This is a genomic window from Variovorax sp. W1I1 (assembly GCF_030815625.1).
GTDB lineage: Bacteria > Pseudomonadota > Gammaproteobacteria > Burkholderiales > Burkholderiaceae_C > Variovorax > Variovorax paradoxus_C.
The window spans coordinates 5,464,994-5,482,983 of record NZ_JAUSWZ010000001.1 but is presented as its reverse complement, the minus strand read 5'-3'; the positions used below and the strand labels follow the sequence as shown (position 1 = coordinate 5,482,983).

Sequence of the window (17,990 nt, the reverse complement as noted above, 5' to 3'; positions counted from 1 at the left end):
ATCCGAAGAAACTTAAAGGAGAAGTACCATGGACATGAAACTGCGCGGCAAGTTTGCCGTCGTGAACGGCGCGAGCCAGGGCATCGGTTTCGCGATCGCTCATACGCTGGCGTCGGAAGGCGCCGAGGTGCTGATCAGCGCACGCAAGCTCGATGCGCTCGAGGCCGCCGCCGAGCGGCTGCGTGCTGAGACCGGCGGGACCATCCGAACCGTCGTCGGCGACATCCGCATGGCCGACGGCTGCGCGAACATCCTCGCCGCCGTCGAAGCGCAAGGCGGCGTCGACATCCTCGTCAACAACGACGGAGCGCCACCAGTCGGCGAGGCGATCGAATTCGACGACGTGCGCTGGATGCGGGCGGTGGAACAGAACCTGATGAGCGTCGTGCGCATGGTGCGTGGCGTCGTCCCCGGCATGAAGCGCCGCGGCGGTGGCAGCATCGTCAACATCGCCGCGCTCTCTGCGCTGCAGCCGATTCCGAAGTTCGGCTTGTCGGTTGCGACCTGGGCTGGCGTCATCGGGCTCGCGAAGACCCTGTCGCTGGAGCTCGCGGGCGATAACATCCGCATCAACACCCTCTGCCCGGGCTTCGTGCAGACGCCGCGGCTCGACGCTGCGAACGTAGGCGAGAGCCAGCAGTTCCAGGAGTTGGTCGCTTCGATCCCCTTGGGCCGCATTGCACAGCCGGAAGAGATCGCCGCGGTGGCGGCGTTCCTCGCGTCGCCCATGGCCTCCTACGTGACCGGAACCACGCTCGCCGTAGACGGCGGTTCCAACAAGAGTCTCGCCTAGGAATCGCCAATGCCCCGACACATCCGCTCGCTCATGGTTGCTGCCGGGGATGACCGGGCGAAGATCGAAGCTCTCACCCGCGCTGGCGCCGACCGCTGCCTCCCGGACCGTGACACCCGGATCGGCATGGGCTCCATGCCGACAAAGCATTTCCGCCGCAATCGCCCGGTCGCTAACCTCTCCTCGAATCACATTGCTATCAGAGGAGACAGTCGTATGAAAAGGCGAAACACGATCGTAGGACCGACATCGCCTGCGCAGCAAATTCGCGGACAACGTGTTTGCGTTCACCGGACGCCGCGAACTCCGACCGGGGCGTGCGGGAGAAGCGCATCCGGCTCAACGAAGTGACGTCGGAGCATTTCGCAGCGGACCTCGAGCCCGTTGCGCGGGCCAAGTCCGACTTCTTCATGCGGCCCGAGGTCCACGCCGCGCACGAGATCGCGCACACCACGCGCCTGCTGGACGCCCTTGCCTTTTGAACTGAAATCCTCTCGAGAAACAACATGAAAATTGCCGTCGTCGGAGCCACCGGAAGAATCGGTGCTCAACTCACCCAAAAGCTGCTGCGTGCGGGCCACCAGGTCAGGGCCCTCTCGCGGGGCGGTCCGTCCCTCGACGCACTGGTGCAGGCCGGTGCGGAGCCTTTCTTGGGAAGCTTCGACACGGGCGCAGGAGAACTGGGCAAGTTTTTCCACGGCGCGGATGCCGCCTTCCTCATGGTGAAGACTGACTGGGCCAACGACATCCACGGGCACTATCTGGCGGTCGCACGCCGCTTCGTCGATGCGCTACGCGATTCGCCGGTCCGGCTGGTCGTGAGCCTGACGGGCATCGGCTCTGAAGTGGAGGGTGCCACCGGGCATTTCGCCGGCTTCCACCAGCTCGATCAGAAGCTGAACGAACTCGAGAACATCGACCTGGTGCACTTGCGTGCCGGCTGGTTCATGGAGAACCTGCTGGCCTGGACGGGTGCCATCGCGAGGCATGGACGCATCGGCTATTCGCTGAACCCCGACGTAAGGATGCCCTGGGTGGCCACGCACGACATCGCCGAGCTGGCGGCCCACGAATTGAATCATCCCACGGGGGACAGGCGCATCGTCCGAGAGGTCGGTTCGCAAGACCTCTCCATGCCGGAGGTGACAGCGATGATCAGCCGCGAGATCGAGCGCCCGGTGGAATACCGGTTCATCGACAGGAACCGGAAGGAGGTCGAGGCCGAGTTCCTCCAGCGGTTCGGAACCTCGGAGTTGTGGCGCTACGAAAACCAAACGCTTGCCGCGCTGAACGACCGCCGTGTGCGCTTCCATGGCGAGCGCCGGCCGCTGCCCACCACGATGGAGAGCTTCCTTCGCAACACTTGGAAGCCGCACTATTTGGTGTCGCTCGCCAACACACGCGAGCCCGAGTCTTTCAACACATGGTGCGCCCGGGTGGCGTGACCCCTGAAAAAACGCGATCGCCACGATCCTGGCGCAGCCGCGCACCTCACCGTGAACCCGGCCAGCGTGTCGGACCTGACCGGCCTGGCCCAGATGTACGGGGCGGTGCCGACTCACCTGCGTTTAGCGCTGCCTCAACTGAACCCCATCAAAAGAAACCATCCATGCAACATCCACCCGAACCCGCCGAAGCCCTGGCCGCGGCGCTGCGCGATGCCGAGCAGCAGCGCGCCCCCTGCACGCCCTTGCGGCACCGTGCCGAGTCTCTCGGCTGGCCGACTACCCAGGAGAACGCCTACGCCGTGCAGCGCATCAACGAGGCGCGCCGTATTTCGGGCGGCGACCGCGTCACGGGCCGCAAGATCGGGCTCACTGCCGCCAGCGTGCAGCGGCAGCTCGGCGTCGACCAGCCGGACTACGGCGCGCTCTGGAGCTCCACGGCTTTTGGCGACGGCGCGGAGATCCCGCTGGCCGGCTTCATCCGGCCCAAGGTGGAAGCCGAGGTCGCGATCGTGCTCGACAAGGATGTGACGGCCGGCGACGCAACCTTGGCCGACCTCCTGGCGGCCACCGCCTATGCGGTGCCCGCGCTCGAGATCGTGGACAGCCGCATCGCGGCCTGGGACATCCGCCTGTTCGACACCATCGCCGACAACGCATCGGCCGCTGGCTACGTGCTCGGCGCCGACCCGAAGCGGCTGGACCGGTTGAGCCTGCGCGACGCGGGCATGACACTGACCGAAGATGGCCGAGAGGCGAGCCAGGGCCGCGGCAGCGAGTGCATGGGCCACCCCCTGAATGCCGCCGTCTGGCTGACGCGGCAACTGGCCCGCCTCGGCACTCCGCTGCGCGCAGGCGACGTCGTGCTCACCGGGGCGCTCGGGCCCATGGTGACGATCGGCGGGCCCTCGTTCTTCGAGGCGCACATCGAAGGCCTCGGCCGCGTCGCGGCGCGGTTCACCTGACCCTGAAAGGAAACTCCATGGACAAGATCAAGGCTGCCATCGTCGGCAGCGGCAACATCGGCACCGACCTCATGATCAAGGCGCTGCGGGGCGCGCGAAACCTCGAGGTGGTCGCGCTCGCCGGTATCGACGCGAACTCGGACGGCCTCGCGCGCGCACGCCGCCTCGGCGTGGCAACCACCGACCAGGGCGTCGAGGGGCTCGCCCGCCACCCCGCCTTCGCCGACATCGACATCGTGTTCGACGCGACCTCGGCTGCGGCGCACATCCGCAACGACGCCTTCCTGCGCGAGCGCAAGCCGGCCCTCCGCATGGTGGATCTCACGCCGGCCGCCATCGGCCCCTACTGCGTCCCCGTGGTGAACCTCGACGAACACCTGGACGCGCCGAACCTCAACATGGTCACCTGCGGCGGCCAGGCGACCATCCCCATCGTGCGCGCCGTCGCGCAGGTCGCGACCGTGCACTATGCCGAGATCGTCGCGTCGGTGTCGAGCCGCTCCGCGGGCCCGGGCACGCGGGCCAACATCGACGAGTTCACCGAAACCACCGCCCGCGCCATCGAGGTGGTGGGCGGAGCCCGCCAGGGCAAGGCCATCATCATCCTTAACCCTGCCGAGCCGCCGCTGCTGATGCGCGACACCGTCTACACGCTGAGCGCCGGCGGCGACGAGGCCGCGATCGAAGCCTCGGTGCAGGCCATGGTGGCGGCCGTGCAGCAGTACGTGCCCGGCTACCGCCTCAAGCAGGCCGTGCAGTTCGAGCACATCCTGCCCGGGCAGGCGCTGCAGATTCCTGGCGTGGGAAGACTCGCTGGACTCAAAACCTCTGTGTTCCTGCAGGTTGAAGGCGCGGCGCATTACCTGCCGGCGTATGCGGGCAACCTCGACATCATGACGAGCGCGGCCCTCGCGAGCGGCGAGCGCATCGCGGCGCGCCTGCTGGCTACCCGTGCCGCGGCGATCGCGTGAGGAGATTTCCATGAATGACAAGAAGATCTACATCTCCGATGTGACGCTGCGCGATGGCAGCCACGCCATCCGGCACCGCTACACGTTGGCACAGGTGGCGCAGATCGCGGCCGCGCTCGATGCCGCAGGCGTCGACTCCATCGAGGTCGCCCATGGCGACGGGCTCGCCGGTTCCAGCTTCAACTACGGCTTCGGGGCGCACACCGACCTCGAGTGGATTGCCGCGGCGCGCAACGCCGTCCGCCGGGCGCGCATCGCCACCTTGCTCGTGCCGGGCATCGGCACCGTGCACGACCTGAAGGCGGCCCACGCGGCCGGAGCCAGCGTCGTGCGCGTGGCGACGCACTGCACGGAAGCCGACGTCGCGAAGCAGCACATCGAGACCGCGCGCGAGCTCGGCATGGACACCGTCGGCTTCCTCATGATGAGCCACATGGCCACCGCGGCGGAACTCGCGCAGCAGGCACTGAAGATGGAAAGCTACGGCGCCACCTGTGTGTACGTCGTCGACTCGGGCGGGGCACTGGGCATGCAGGATGTGCGCGACCGGTTCCGCGCCTTCAAAGACGTGCTGCGCCCAGAAACCGCAACCGGCATGCATGCCCACCACAACCTCAGCCTCGGCGTCGCCAACAGCATCGTGGCCGTGGAGGAAGGCTGCGACCGCGTGGACGCCAGCCTGGCCGGCATGGGTGCCGGCGCCGGCAACGCGCCGCTCGAGGTCTTCGTGGCGGCGGCCGAGCGGCTGCACTGGAAGCATGGCTGCGACGTGAAGGCGCTGATGGATGCGGCCGATGACATCGTGCGGCCGCTGCAGGACCGGCCCGTTCGCGTGGACCGCGAGACGCTGTCGCTTGGCTATGCCGGCGTCTATTCCAGCTTCCTGCGGCATGCGGAAGCCGCCGCGGCACGCTACGGCCTGCCGGCCGTTGACATCCTGCTCGAACTCGGCCGGCGCCGCATGGTCGGCGGCCAGGAAGACATGATCGTCGACGTCGCGCTCGACCTGCTGCGTTCGCGTGGAGCCGGACCCGCTGTGGCCACCGCCTGACCCACCGAAGATCCCCATGGTGCTCCCTGTCCATCGCCCGGCCCGCTCAGGGATGCCGCGCTGCGCGAGCGTCGTTGTCGTCGATGCGGGGATGTGGTGGTGACCGTCGGTGTGTACCAGAGCAGCGACTGGCTGGTGGCTCTCGGACAGGGTGTACAAGCTACTGTTGGGCGCCGCGGCCCGAGCTCCGACAACTTCCGCTAGCGCGAGGCCCTCGGGTGCTCCGGCCAGTGGCACTCGGAAGATTTCGCCCATGCCGGCCATGTAGACCGCCGCCAACTGGCTCGCCAAGGGCTCGTCGTCACGGTACTCGCTTCGGGTACCGCGATGTTGGAAGTGCGCAAGCGCGCTCGTGTCTCGGAGCAACATTGAGTCTGCAAGCACGCGCGTGGCTGACACGGCTGGATGCGTCGATCGCATGCCGTGTCGCGTTCACAGATGCTCCCGGTCATGCGAGGCCGGACGGCATAGCCTCCAACGATTTCCCGCCAGACGCTGTTTTTCGTTCAAGTGGCTCATTCGACCCGCTGACCTTCCACTCAGGCAAGCTGAATGAGCAACTTGGCCAAGCGATCCGGGGACGTGATCATGGCATCGTGTCCCGTCTGCAATTCCTGATAGATCCACGAGGCGTCCGCACGGATCCGTGCCTTGGTCGAATCAAAGACGGGGAGGCGGGGCGACTGACACGCCACATAGCTACGCCTGATGCCGACGCCCAATCTGTTGTCGAGCCGAATGGGTTGGAAGTAGGTCGCCGCCGGTTGCGCGGTGAGTCTGGCCTGCACCCACGCAACATCTTCGGGTTGTTCGAGGCCGAAGAACTCCGCCCGTATCGGCGGATAAGCGGGATCACCCATCGCGAGCGTTGCGGCGAGTTTTGTGCGCGCCTCCTCTGGCATGTAGTCGGAAGCCTTCTCGCCTTCGGACGGTACGAATGCATCCACGTAGATCAGCGACCGAAGCGTGCCAGAAGCGGCAAGGCGGTCTGCGGTGCCGGTGATTACAAAGCCCGCGTAGCTGTGGCCGACAAGAACGACCGGCCCTTCGATGGCGCGCGCCGCGTCGGAAACAGCGTTGATGTGGCAGTCCAGATCAATGGCTGCAGACAACTCCGAGCGTCGCTCGCCCATGCCCGGCAGCGTGACTGCCACGCTGCGATATCCGCCATTGCCCAGCAAGAGCACAACACGTTCCCAGCACCAAGCCCCGTGCCAGGCACCGTGCACGAGTAACAGTGTCGGCTTGGCCTGAGGGGTGTGTGAGCCATTCGCACATGCAGTCAGGCGCTGGCCGCAGCGGTGCCTAGAAGGGTCCTTCGCTTCATATCGTGATCTCCTCGGTGGGATGAAGTGACGCAATTTCGCGTGATCAGAGTGTCCGAAGAATAATCGATTGTTGTCAGATCATCGATGATTAAGATACCATCGATGAATGGAAAACGATCAAAGCGCTTCAAGCAAGGCGTCGCTCATAGATGCCGCGACCCAGTTCGTCTGGATCGTCGGCGACCCGATCGCGCAGGTGAAGGCGCCCCAAGCCATGAATCCGCACTACCTTGCGGCGGGCGAGAACCTTCTCGTCCTGCCGGCACCGGTATCCAGCGAGGATCTGCGGACGGTCTTCGAGGGAGCGCGTCGGATTCGAAATTTGCGCGGCTGGATCGCCACGGTCCCGCACAAGATCGCCTTGGTCGACTGGATGGACGAACTCTCGGTGGCCGCACGCGTGGCAGGCGCCGTAAATGCCGTCCGGTTTCGCGACGGCAAGGCGTTCGGCGATCTTTTCGACGGCTACGGCTTTGTGTCGGGGCTCGCCAGACGTGGGTTTGCGACAAAGGGGTGCTCGGCACTCGTGATCGGCGCCGGCGGGGTCGGCTCAGCCATTGCACTTGCACTTGCGCAGGAAGGTGCTGCGCGTGTGTCCGTCGTCGACGTCAATGGCTGGCGCGCGCAACAGCTCGCGTTGCGCCTTGCCGAACACGGCCCGGCGGGAACGCGCTTCGATGCGGGAAGCGCGACATCGGCGGCCGATTTCCAGCTGATCGTCAATGCGACGCCGATCGGAATGGCCGGTGACACGCGTTCACCTATTGACACGGATCTGCTGCGTGGATTCCACGTCGTTGCCGAGGTGGTCATGACCCCGGAACTCACGCCACTTCTTCATGCCGCGCGCAAGCTGGGCTGCGAGATCCACCCAGGCAAGCAGGTATTGGACGGGCAGCTGCAGCGGCTGCTCGATTTCTTCCGCTGACGCAGCGGCTCCCCGCCATTCGAACTTACCGGAGACATTCAATGGAAACCACAGACCCTCGGCTTCCCAGCGCTCACCTGCCCCAATGGCTTGTGCGCAGGCGGCAGTTTCTCGGCGCGATGGGCCTCGCCAGCCTGGCCCCGCTGGCCCACGCGCAGCCAGCTTTTCCCGCCCGACCCGTCACCATCGTCGTGGGATTCGCCGCCGGTGGCATTGCCGACACGCTGGCCCGCATCACCGCATCCCTGCTCTCGCAGCAGCTCGAGCAGAGCGTCGTGGTGGACAACCGTGCCGGTGCCGGCGGCACGATCGCCGCAGCATTGGTCGCGAAGGCACGCAAGGACGGCTACACATTGTTGATGGCATCCAACGGACACGCGGTCAATGCCACGATGATGAAGCCGCTGCCCTTCGACGCAGTTGAAGACTTCGCCGCGGTCGGCGGCGTTGCGCAGACTCCGCTTGTCGTGGTCGTGCGCGCGGACTCTCCCTACAAGACGTTCGCCGACGTCATCACGGCGGCCAGGTCCAAGCCCGTTCCCTACGGCTCAGGCGGCGCCGGCACGCTGACGCATCTGCTTCCGGAGTTGGTGGCATCCAGCACCGCCGCGAGTTTCACCCATGTGCCATACCGTGGCACCGGCCCTGCCATCGTCGACTTACTCGGCGGCCAGATCGAGTTCGTCATGGATCTGGTACAGACGGCACTCCCGCAGGTGCAGGGTGGCAAGCTGCGCGCGCTCGCGGTCAGCAGCCGACGGCGTTCACCGCAGTTGCCGAACGTGCCTACGCTCGCCGAGGCAACGATGCCCGGACTCGATGCCCAGGGATGGTATGGGCTGCTTGCGCCAGCGGGCACGCCGGCCGCAGTGCTGGACAAGCTCAATGCCTCGCTCGACAAGGCGCTCGCAGATCCGGCGGTCGCCGCTCGCTTTGCGGCGCTGGGGTCGACTCCCATTGCCGGCTCGCGAGAAGAGTTCATGACCCTGCTGCGTTCCGAGGTGAAGCGCTGGGGCGACATCGTCATCACAAAGAAAATCACTACTTGAGCTTCTCCATGCTGGACATCACTCATGAAATCGAATGCGACGTGCTGGTCGTGGGCGGCGGCAGCGCGGGCGTTGCCGCTGCGGTCAGCGCAGCACGCAGTGGCGCGAAGACACTGCTAGTCGAAGCTTCGCCCATGGTGGGCGGAGAACTTGTCAGCGGCATCTCAATGTTGGGCATGATCTCGACGCGCGGAGAATGGATCGTCGGCGGCGTGGCTCGCGACCTGTTGCGCGAGGTCGAGACGCTCGGCGGCTACATCGGTCCCGTCTTCGACTATCGATCGCTGCATCTCGTGTGTTTCGACCCTGAACTGATGAAGTTCGCTGTCGTGGGTCTGCTCAACAAGGCGGGCGTCGAGCTGATGCTCTACACGCTCGCCACGGGAGTTCTTTCCGTCGACGGACAGGTGCGCGGGGTCTTTGTCCAGAACAAGTCCGGCCGCCACCTGGTGCGCGCCAAGGTCGTCATCGACGCCAGCGGAGACGCCGATCTCGTGGATGCTGCTGGCGGCAAGACGGAGCTGGGCAAGGACGGACGCTTCTTCCAGCCACCGTCGCTGATTTTCCGCATGACTGGCGTGGACACACCCCGGTTGCTCGGAAACGTAAGGAGCCATCCGGAAGACTACGGACTCGCGGAATTTCCCGGCCTGGGCATGTCGCGCGAACAATGCGCCGAGGCCCTTTGGAAACAGGGCCAGCCCAAGGTGGTGCTCCTTGGCGAGCGCGGCATCCTGCAGCGGGCGGTGGAGGCCGGTGAGATGTTCCCCACGTCGATCGTCGCTGTGGTGCCCATCTCCACGGCGCGCCGCGAAGTCAGCATCAACTGCACGCAGATCGGAAATGTCGATGCGACCGATATGCGGCGGCTCAGCGCGGCAGTACCGACCTTCTTTGCTCAGATCGAGCAATCGATGCGATTCCTGAAGGAACGCGTGCCCGGCTTCGAGGACGCACACTTCTCGGGTGTCGCGGGCAAGATCGGCGTGCGCGAGACGCGTCGGATCGTGGGCGACTACGTCCTTGATGAAGATGACGTGCTGACCGCGCGCAAGCGCGATGATGTGGTCGCCAAGGGCGGCCACGAAATCGACCTGTTCGCGGTATCTTCCCATCGCCGCCAGACGATCAGGGAAGGGGGGTCCTACGATCTTCCCTTGGCTGTCGCGATCGCCAAGGATGTCCGCAACCTTTTCGTTGTCGGCCGATGCCTGTCCGCCACGCGCGAGGCGCAAAGCTCGGCGCGCGTGATGGGCACCTGCATGGCGATGGGCCAGGCTGCGGGCACGGCGGCCGCGATGTGCTCGACCGATCGAAGCTGGACAGGCGACGTCCGGGAGACATCCATTCCCGAGCTGCAGCACCGTTTGCGGGAGCAGGGCGCCATCCTTCAAAGCGAGGCGTGATGCCACAGGCGCTGGACTTCGATGTCCTCGTCGTAGGAGCAGGTGCGGCTGGCATGACGGCCGCGCTGTGCGCTTCGGCCCGAGGCTTGAAGGTTCTGCTCGTCGAATCGACCAACCAGGTGGGCGGCACGAGCGCGACGTCGGCTGGCACGCTATGGATTCCTTGCGCGTCCCCGCTGGACGTCAACGACATCACTGGCTGCCGCCAGGCGGCAAGCACGTACCTGCAGGCATGCATCGGGGCGGACGCCGACCGCGCCAAGATCGACGCGCTCCTTGAATCGGGGCCCGAGCTTCTGCGATTTCTTCGCGAGCAGACGCAGGTACGCCTCGAAGCGGTGCGCCATCACCCCGACTACCTTCAAGGGCTGCCAGGCGCCACGCTTGGCGGTCGAGCATTCGCTCCCGATCCGTTCGACGGCCGCCGGCTCGGCCGTAGTTTTTCGCGTGTACGTCCGCCGCTGCCGGAATTCATGGTCTTGGGCGGGATGATGGTTTCCAAGACCGACATCCCGATCCTGCTGAACGCACTGCGTGAGCCGCGAGCCTTCCTGCAGGCAGCACGACTGGTCGCCCGATACGCGAGAGACCGGCTCACCCGTGCCCGGGGAACGCGGCTCGTCATGGGCAATGCGCTTGTCGCGCAGCTTCTCGACAGCTTGTTGCATTCGGATGTCGAGATCGCTTTCGATACAAGGGTCACCCAAGTGGTGCGGACGGCGTCGGGATTCGGCTGCACGCTTTCCGGCGCGCAAGGGGAGCGGCAGGTGCGGACCCGAAAGGCGGTGGTGCTGGCGACCGGTGGGTTCTCGGGCAACCCGGCGATGCGGCAGCGCTGGTTGCCAGCGGTCGCCCGTGCGTACAGCGTCGCGCACGCGGGCGGGACCGGCGGAGGCATCCAGCTGGGGCTTTCGCTGGGCGGCACGATGGACGGCGACCACATGCCGCCTGCGTTCTGGATGCCAGTCTCGACCATGAAGCGAACGGATGGCAGCGTCGCGACCTTTCCGCACATCGTCATGGACCGGGCCAAGCCAGGTCTTCTCGCGGTGGACGCGACCGGCAACCGATTCGCCAACGAGGCGGACTCGTATCACCACTTTTGCGAGGGCATGCTCGAATCGAACCGACGCACGGGCAGCGAGCGCTTCTTCTTGATCACCGATGCTGCATTCGTCGAACGCCATGGCCTTGGCTTGGCGCATCCAGGCCGAAGGTCGCCGCGGCGCCTTACGCGGGCGGGCTATCTCACGAGAGCTGGATCGCCCCGCCAACTCGCACAACGCCTTCAGCTCGAGCCCGGTGCGCTCGAGCGCACACTGACCAGGTACAACGAACTCGCTGCTGGCGGAGTGGATGTGGATTTCCATCGCGGTGAGTCGGCGCTCAATCAGCACAATGGCGATCCGACGAGCACACCGAATCGGTGTTTGCGCCCTCTCGACACGCGTTCCCTGTGCGCAGTCGAGATTCACGTCGCTGACCTGGGAACGAGCGTGGGCCTGCGGACGGATTCGGACGCGCGCGTCCTCGATGCCGAAGGACGACCGATCCCGGGCGTCTATGCGTGCGGCAACGACATGGCCTCGATGATGCGGGGCGCCTACCCGGGCCCAGGAGCGACTCTCGGGCCGGGCATGACGTTCGCATGGCGCGCCGTCCGCCACTTGAGCGATTGCTAGCTCTTTCGGCGGCGCGCTCCGGCCCGGGGTTTCGCGACTGGCAATGGCGTGCCGCTCATCGCGGCGATCAGTTCCTGGTGGGTGCGATCGATGTGCTCAAGTGCGAGCTTCTCGGCGAGCTTCGCATTGCGCGTCAGGCAGGCATCGAGCAGGGCCAAATGTTTGCCATCGGCCCGACGGGAATAGGCGCCCCCCTTTGCCAGCTGCAGGCGGTAGCGATCCTGCAAGTCCATCAGCGTGCTGCAGAAATGCATGAGCATCGGCATGCCGCAACCCGACAGCACGGCGAGGTGAAACTTCCGATGGGCGCTTTCCCATTCGGCGGCCGAGATCGGGCTCGGCTCCGCCGCAACGCGCTTGCCGAGCATGTGCGCAGCAGCTGCTACCCGCTCCTCCCAGTCGTCGTCGCCATGCAAGACCGATTCCCGGATCGCGACTGGCTCGCAGAGTCTCCTGATGGTGGTGATCTCGCCGAGGTTGGCGCCCGACATCTCGCTGACGCGAAAACCGCGTTTTGCTTCGAAGCGCACGAATCCTTCAGCGGTAAGGCGGGAAAGCGCTTCCCGCAAGGGACTCAGGCTGACGTCGTATCGCCCCTTCATCTCGTCAAGGTTCAAGCGGGAGCCCGCGGGGTTGTCTCCGCGAAGTATGCTGATGCGGATCTGCCGCGCCAGCCGGTCGGACAGCAAGTCTTCCGATTGACCTTCGAAGATGGCCCGTTCGGGAGGATCCACCAATGACGGTTGACCTGCGGCTTGTGGCGACGTGTGGCTAGCGCGCTTCTCTGTGGATGACATGGCGAGGATCATAGGCCGGCCGCCGCGGCTTTTCGGATCGAGAAATGGTACGCAGCTACGCCGTCAGTTCGTCTGAATTTGGGCCTCTCGGAAGCCAAGCGCAACGATGGCCAGGTTTTTCGGTGTTGCGCTGGCGTCTTGACCAGTTGCTGCTCGACGCCGCCCGCGACGAGTTCGCCGTCTCATCGAGGAAGATCATGCAAGGCATGTCCAGGCGGTTCTGGTTCACCCATCGCGAACGGGCCGCAGATCTCTCGGAGGCAGTAAGTTGCAGGCTGCCATCGCTCAGGATGTGGCCAAGGGTCAGAGGAGGAGGCGGCGAAGGCGCTCGACGCTTTATGGAAAACGCGAGGCATGCACCGCAGGCGACATCAGATTCCTGACATGCGGCTTGTTCGGCCATTCGCGCCACGCCCCCTTCGCTCGGTTCAAGGCGAACCGGGCTCCGAGGTCTATCTTTTTACCGGTAGCGCGTCGTTGACATAGGTCAGCGGCACGAAGCGATAGCCATCGGCCACCTTGCGCAGATGACCGACACCCGGGAAGGAATAGTGTGCAGGCGCAACCAGGTAACCCTTCGCTGCTGCGTCGGCGAACGCGCGCCGTCGCGCAGCGGCCGCTTCCTTGGGATCGACGTCGTACTGGATCGTCACACCGGGCGCCGCCAACTGTACTTCTGCCACGTGCAGCACATCGCCCCAGAACATGAGTTTTTCGCCCCTGCTCTCGAGTGAATAGAACGTGTGGCCGGGAGTATGACCCGGAGCGGGCACGGAGCGGATGCCTGGAAACAATTCGACGGCGCCGTCAAACGGTTCGATTTGGCCGGAGTCGGCGTAGGGACCGATCTTCGCCTTGGCCTGCTGGAAGTACTGCTTTTGAGACTCGGGCGCTCGTGCGAGTGCTTGTGGATCCAGCCAGTAGTCGACCTCTTTGCGCTCAACGTGGATGACGGCGTTCGGGAAGACTCGCGTTGTGCCGTCCATCAAGCCGCCGCTGTGATCCGTGTGGACGTGGGTGAGGAGAATGTCGGTGATCTGCGCTGGCTCCACGCCGATGGCACGCAGGCTGGCCGGCAACTTGTTTAGCGTCGGCCCATAGAGCTCTCCGGTGCCGGCGTCCACCAGGATGAGCTTGCCGGCGGTTTCAATCAGGAATGCATTGATCGACGCGTCGATGGTCGTTCCGGCAAATCCATCCTTGAGCAGTCTTGCGACGTGGTGGCCCTTCGTATTCGTCAGAATCTTCGTCTCCAATGGGATGGTCCCATCAGACAAAGCGGTCACGGCGATGTCACCGATTTTTAAGCGATAGAAGCCCGCCTGACTTTTGGCAAGCTTGGTCAGGGGCTCGGCGGCGCTGTGCTGTGCATGGGCCGATGAGAAAGATCCGGCGCCGATGGCGATCAGCAGCGCGGCGAGCATCGGGGCGAAAGATTGACGTGCAGTCATCGAGACTTTCCTGGAGGTTGAGAGCGATAACGCCAGTTTCTTCATCTCCGGAAGGTTAATAAAGTAGCAGGCAATAGATACACTCTCTTCATAACGTTGAGAGCAGCCGCCGCATGATTGACGATGTTGTGGATCTAAGGGTCTTTGTTCGAGTGGTCGCGACCGGCAGCATGTCAGCCGCAGCCCGCGATATGGACCTGTCATTGGCGGTGGTCAGCAAGCGGATCGGGTCGCTGGAGCGAAAATTGGGCGTGCGCCTGATGCTGCGCACCACGCGAAGCCAGTCGCTCACTCCAGAGGGGGTGGCTTTCCACGAGCGCTGCGCCCGTATCTTGCAGGAAATCCAGGGCGCGGAGCACCTGATGGCGGGCAGTCGCGATACCGTCAGCGGCATGCTGACGCTGACCGCTCCCCGCACGTTTGCACGGCAATACTTGACGCCCATCGTTGCCGCTTTTCAGGCAAGGCATCCCGCGTTGTCTATCAACCTGAAACTGAGTGACGATGTCATGGACTTGGCCGAGAGTGGCATCGACGTTGCCTTCCGCTTCGGTACGTTGCACGACTCGTCGCTCAGTGCGCGTCAAATTGCGCCGAACTACCGAGTGCTGTGTGCCGCGCAGTCCTATGTTGCACGCAATGGTGCGCCGACAACACCTGACGAACTGTCCCAGCACGCGTGCATCGTCTACGGCGCGCGTCCTGCTGGCCATTGGCTATTTCAAGTCAACGGGCAACCGCTCGCGGTCAAGATCCAAGGGACTTTTCTTGTGAACGACGGCGATGTGGCGCAGTCGTTGGCATTGGAGGGAGCCGGGATTTTCTTCAAGTCGGTTTGGGATGTCGGCTCGCACATCCAGGCCGGCCGCCTTTTGCATGTGATGCAAGACTTCGCGGCTCCGATGGAGCCTTTGCATGTGGTCTTTCCGCATGGCCGTCAACTTGCGCCACGTGTCCGGCAATTCATTGACTTTGCTGTTGAGCGGTTGCAGGACGCTTGGGCGCACATGCTGCCCGAAGGGACCGGTCGGGCCGGCGCGATAGGGCAGCGCAACACGAAAAAGCCGGAACGCTGCGCGTCTGGCCGCGCCTAGCCCGCACGACCTTCCGTACTCCCGCGGAGGCGGCGATCCGCAAGGCAAGCAGAGATTCAGGACACCTTGAAGGTGCCGGCAAACGACTCACTCTTGCTAGCATTTCTCTGGGTCATGAGCTGAGCCATGACGGACGAAGGAGGTCAGCGGACACCCGAACATCGTCACGGCACTCGGCAGCCGCGAAGGCACGGATGTTCCTCGTCGTCAGCTCTATTGCAGCCTGCGCTGGGCTGGCTCGACCGAGTGACGCGAATCCTGCCTGCTCAAGCGAAGGCGGCGGCCAGCACCGTCGCGTCGTCGAAATGCCGGCCGACCCACATCATGACGACCGATAGCACGCCGAACGGCCGCAGGGCAGGCTCATGGCCCGATGCTGTCGCGTCGAGCGACGCGTGTTGGCCATCTGTTGAGCGCAACATGAATAGGCATCCAAGTTGTGATGTGCGCCCAGAGGGGGGTCATTGTCTCGAAGTATCATAGATAATATATGAAATTAAATGGGCGATCCATGAACACTGAACATGCTCCTGTCATCCTTGATGGAAGATCCCTCACCCCGGCGTCGCTGGTCGCGGTCGCACGAGGGCACCAATGGCTCGAGCTGGACAAGGAATGCAGGACTGCGCTTGCCCAGGCACGTGAATACATAGAGACCAACTGGCTGACTGACGCGGCGCCCCTCATGTATGCCTTCAATACCGGCGTCGGCTCGCTCAAGAGCCTTCGGATCGGGGCGAAGGATGTCGTCGCCTTCCAGACAAACTTGATCCGGTCGCACTCGGCATCCACGGGTGAGTTGATGCCGAAGGAGGTTGTGCGCGCCATGATGGTCTTGCGGGTGAATGCCTTCGCAAGCAATCACTCCGGTGTTCGGCTGGCCATGGTCGACCGCCTGCTCGACATGCTCAATCACGACATCACGCCGATCGTCGCCTCCAAGGGCAGCGTGGGAGCAAGTGGTGATCTTGCGCCGCTGGCGCTGATGGCGGGGGCGATGATGGGAATGCCCGAGAGCAAGGTCGAATACGAGAGCGAGGTGCTCTCAGCCGCCGCAGCATTCGAGCGAGCGGGCCTCGCGCCTACCCTGGACGTGCAGGCCAAGGACGCGACGGCGTTGATCAACGGGGCAACTGCTTCCCTGGCGTACGCAGTGCTTGCAGCGCATGACGCCCGTGCGCTGCTTTCGAGCGCAACGGTCTCACTTGCGCTTTCGCTCGAGGCGCTGCGCGCGGATGTCGCGTGCTTCCAGGATCGCGTCATGCTGGCGCGACCCCACAAAGGCCAGCGGCGCGTGGCCGCATCGATCCGCAAGCTCATCGAGAATTCGGCGCGCTGTACGGAGCCTGCGCGACAGATCGTTCTGTGGGGAACGCCCAATGCCGAGAGCTCGACGGTGGGGCTGCCGCAGAATCCGCCTCTAGCGCCGAGGATTCAGGACGCATATTCCCTGCGCTGTGCGCCGCAGGTTCATGGGCCCGTTTTGGACGCTCTCGACTACATCGATGGCATTCTCCAGACAGAGATGAACAGCGCGACCGACAACCCGCTGATTTTTCCGGAAGACGATACTTACGAGATCGTCTCCGCGGGTCACTTCCATGGCCAGTACATCGCACAGGCCATGGACTTGCTCGCGCTGGTCGTCACCGATCTCAGCGCCATCTGCGATCGCCGCAGCTCACGCCTGATTGATCCGGCTTGCAACTTCGGGCTGCCTGCCAATCTGATTGCGGAACGTCCTGGTGTGAATTCCGGCTTTCCGACCGTGCAAAGCATGGGAACGGGCCTGGTGCTTGAGAACATGGGCCTGTGCAGTCCTGCAAGCGCGACCAGTCTGCCTGCGAAAGGCAACACCGAGGATCACATCAGCAACTCATGCTTCGCGGCCCGGCGAAGCCGCACGGTGGTCCAAAATGCGCAGGCCGTCGTCACTGTTGAACTGCTTCTGGCGGCCCAGGCGCTCGATCTGAGCGAGCGCAACTTGAAGCAGTTTGCACTGGGGGTCGGCAGCCAGGCCGCACTCAAAGCCGTACGAACGGTGGTTCCTGCGACATGGGGCGAGGACCGCTGGGTTCATGATGACCTAGACACGCTGAAGAAGGCCGTCGTTGACGGTTCGATACTCGCCGCAGTCGAGGCAGCGGTGGGCTCGCTTGATCTGTAGCCGAAAAAATGAATACGACCTCTTCCCTGATGTTGGACGATCTATCGAACTTGTCGTGGTCCGAGAAGATCGCACGCATCCTGAAAGAGCGAATCGTCAATGGCACGCTCAAGGCGGACGCAAGAGTGCTTCAGGACGCGGTCGCCAAGGAGTTCGGCACGAGCCACATCCCTGTACGCGAAGCATTCCGGCAGCTTCAATCCGAGGGCCTGCTGGTTGCCACAGCAAGGAAAGGTGTGCGGGTCGCACCTTTGGATCTCGCGTCTGTCGTCGAAATCACCATGATGCGTGAAGCCTTGGAACCGTTGGCGCTGGCCGGGGCGATGAAGAGGATGACGAACGAGAGTCTTGCGCTGGCGAAGGCGGCCATCGCCGCGAGCGAGAAAGCCAAGAACATGCGAGATTGGGAGGAGGCAAATCGGCGCTTTCACATGGCCTTGTACGAGCCCTGCGGAATGCCGATCTTGCTCAATTCGATCAGGGAACTCCATGTCGCAAGAACACGCTACATGATCGGTGCCACGCACGCCGAAGACTGGGACCCAACCTCGAGTGCCGATCACGCGGAAATTCTTCTTGCGGTCAGGTTTGGCGAGGTGGACCGCGCTTGCGAGTTGCTCAAGAAGCACATCGGCGAGTCGAGAACCGTTCTGGTCAAAGCAATCATCGAGACGTAGTGCTCCGCAGGCGGCAGGCATGCAACAGGCAAGTACGTCGCCGTCGTCGGAGCGCTTGGCCGGTTGGCAGGGTAGCGCTGCCGAAGCGCCCATCTGCAATCCACGCGACCTAAGGTACGCACCGAAGACGTATCCCGGTGTTGCACTTGGGGCCTGAAAACCCGCCAATGCGCCCATCGAGCGGCG

At 64.1% G+C, this 17,990-nt stretch carries 17 protein-coding genes; 13 read left to right on the top strand and 4 right to left on the bottom strand.

The annotated features are described in order from the left end of the window. Positions 1-28 precede the first annotated feature (28 nt). From QFZ83_RS25485 to dmpG, 6 genes are all read left to right on the top strand, one after another. A complete protein-coding gene (locus tag QFZ83_RS25485; RefSeq protein ID WP_307511054.1) occupies positions 29-793 on the top strand; it encodes an SDR family NAD(P)-dependent oxidoreductase in 765 nt (254 codons plus the stop codon). A 281-nt stretch (positions 794-1,074) separates the two neighbouring features. Beyond that, complete coding sequence (locus QFZ83_RS25480; protein WP_307511051.1) at positions 1,075-1,275, top strand: hypothetical protein; 201 nt, start codon at positions 1,075-1,077, stop codon at positions 1,273-1,275. Positions 1,276-1,299: 24 nt separating this feature from the next. Then, positions 1,300-2,238 carry an NmrA family NAD(P)-binding protein gene (locus QFZ83_RS25475; protein WP_307511049.1) on the top strand — a complete coding sequence of 313 codons (939 nt, stop codon included), beginning with the start codon at positions 1,300-1,302 and terminating at the stop codon, positions 2,236-2,238. Between the two features lie 164 nt (positions 2,239-2,402). Further along, positions 2,403-3,203 carry a 2-keto-4-pentenoate hydratase gene (locus tag QFZ83_RS25470; RefSeq protein WP_307511046.1) on the top strand — a complete coding sequence of 267 codons (801 nt, stop codon included), beginning with the start codon at positions 2,403-2,405 and terminating at the stop codon, positions 3,201-3,203. Between the two features lie 17 nt (positions 3,204-3,220). Then, positions 3,221-4,174 carry an acetaldehyde dehydrogenase (acetylating) gene (locus QFZ83_RS25465; RefSeq protein WP_307511044.1) on the top strand — a complete coding sequence of 318 codons (954 nt, stop codon included), beginning with the start codon at positions 3,221-3,223 and terminating at the stop codon, positions 4,172-4,174. Between the two features lie 10 nt (positions 4,175-4,184). Next, positions 4,185-5,225, top strand: a complete 1,041-nt coding sequence (gene dmpG, locus QFZ83_RS25460; RefSeq protein WP_307511043.1) for a 4-hydroxy-2-oxovalerate aldolase — start codon at positions 4,185-4,187, stop codon at positions 5,223-5,225. Positions 5,226-5,764: 539 nt separating this feature from the next. On the opposite strand, the gene QFZ83_RS25455 is transcribed toward dmpG, so the two are convergent. Beyond that, a complete protein-coding gene (locus QFZ83_RS25455) occupies positions 5,765-6,454 on the bottom strand; it encodes an alpha/beta hydrolase (protein WP_307511042.1) in 690 nt (229 codons plus the stop codon). A 205-nt stretch (positions 6,455-6,659) separates the two neighbouring features. Here QFZ83_RS25455 and QFZ83_RS25450 point away from each other — a divergent pair, with 205 nt between their 5' ends. Genes QFZ83_RS25450 through QFZ83_RS25435 form a run of 4 tightly spaced genes read left to right on the top strand, consistent with a single transcriptional unit; the run spans position 6,660 to position 11,618 of the window. Next, positions 6,660-7,481 (top strand): shikimate dehydrogenase, encoded by an 822-nt coding sequence (locus QFZ83_RS25450; RefSeq protein WP_307511040.1) that lies wholly within the window; start codon positions 6,660-6,662, stop codon positions 7,479-7,481. Positions 7,482-7,522: 41 nt separating this feature from the next. Beyond that, entirely contained in the window at positions 7,523-8,530 is a 1,008-nt protein-coding gene (locus tag QFZ83_RS25445) for a tripartite tricarboxylate transporter substrate binding protein (RefSeq protein WP_307511038.1), read from the top strand. Between the two features lie 8 nt (positions 8,531-8,538). Continuing rightward, positions 8,539-9,936: an FAD-dependent oxidoreductase gene (locus QFZ83_RS25440; protein ID WP_307511036.1), complete on the top strand. Its 1,398-nt coding sequence runs from the start codon at positions 8,539-8,541 to the stop codon at positions 9,934-9,936. Beyond that, positions 9,936-11,618: an FAD-dependent oxidoreductase gene (locus QFZ83_RS25435; protein ID WP_307511035.1), complete on the top strand. Its 1,683-nt coding sequence runs from the start codon at positions 9,936-9,938 to the stop codon at positions 11,616-11,618. The genes QFZ83_RS25440 and QFZ83_RS25435 overlap by 1 nt, the downstream gene beginning before the upstream one ends. On the opposite strand, the gene QFZ83_RS25430 is transcribed toward QFZ83_RS25435, so the two are convergent. Together QFZ83_RS25430 and QFZ83_RS25425 are read right to left on the bottom strand one after the other, a co-directional pair. After that, on the bottom strand, positions 11,615-12,427 hold the full coding sequence (locus tag QFZ83_RS25430; RefSeq protein ID WP_307511033.1) for a GntR family transcriptional regulator: 813 nt from the start codon (positions 12,425-12,427) through the stop codon (positions 11,615-11,617). The genes QFZ83_RS25435 and QFZ83_RS25430 overlap by 4 nt on opposite strands. Before the next feature lie 440 nt (positions 12,428-12,867). Next, positions 12,868-13,866 (bottom strand): MBL fold metallo-hydrolase, encoded by a 999-nt coding sequence (locus tag QFZ83_RS25425; protein WP_307511031.1) that lies wholly within the window; start codon positions 13,864-13,866, stop codon positions 12,868-12,870. Positions 13,867-13,979: 113 nt separating this feature from the next. Between QFZ83_RS25425 and QFZ83_RS25420 the strand changes: the two genes are divergently transcribed. Further along, entirely contained in the window at positions 13,980-14,960 is a 981-nt protein-coding gene (locus QFZ83_RS25420; RefSeq protein ID WP_307511029.1) for a LysR family transcriptional regulator, read from the top strand. Between the two features lie 266 nt (positions 14,961-15,226). On the opposite strand, the gene QFZ83_RS25415 is transcribed toward QFZ83_RS25420, so the two are convergent. Next, positions 15,227-15,382 (bottom strand): hypothetical protein, encoded by a 156-nt coding sequence (locus QFZ83_RS25415; protein ID WP_307511028.1) that lies wholly within the window; start codon positions 15,380-15,382, stop codon positions 15,227-15,229. Between the two features lie 89 nt (positions 15,383-15,471). Between QFZ83_RS25415 and hutH the strand changes: the two genes are divergently transcribed. Continuing rightward, positions 15,472-17,127, top strand: a complete 1,656-nt coding sequence (hutH, locus tag QFZ83_RS25410; RefSeq protein WP_307511026.1) for a histidine ammonia-lyase — start codon at positions 15,472-15,474, stop codon at positions 17,125-17,127. Positions 17,128-17,135: 8 nt separating this feature from the next. After that, positions 17,136-17,804: a GntR family transcriptional regulator gene (locus tag QFZ83_RS25405; RefSeq protein ID WP_307511025.1), complete on the top strand. Its 669-nt coding sequence runs from the start codon at positions 17,136-17,138 to the stop codon at positions 17,802-17,804. Positions 17,805-17,990: the final 186 nt, after the last annotated feature.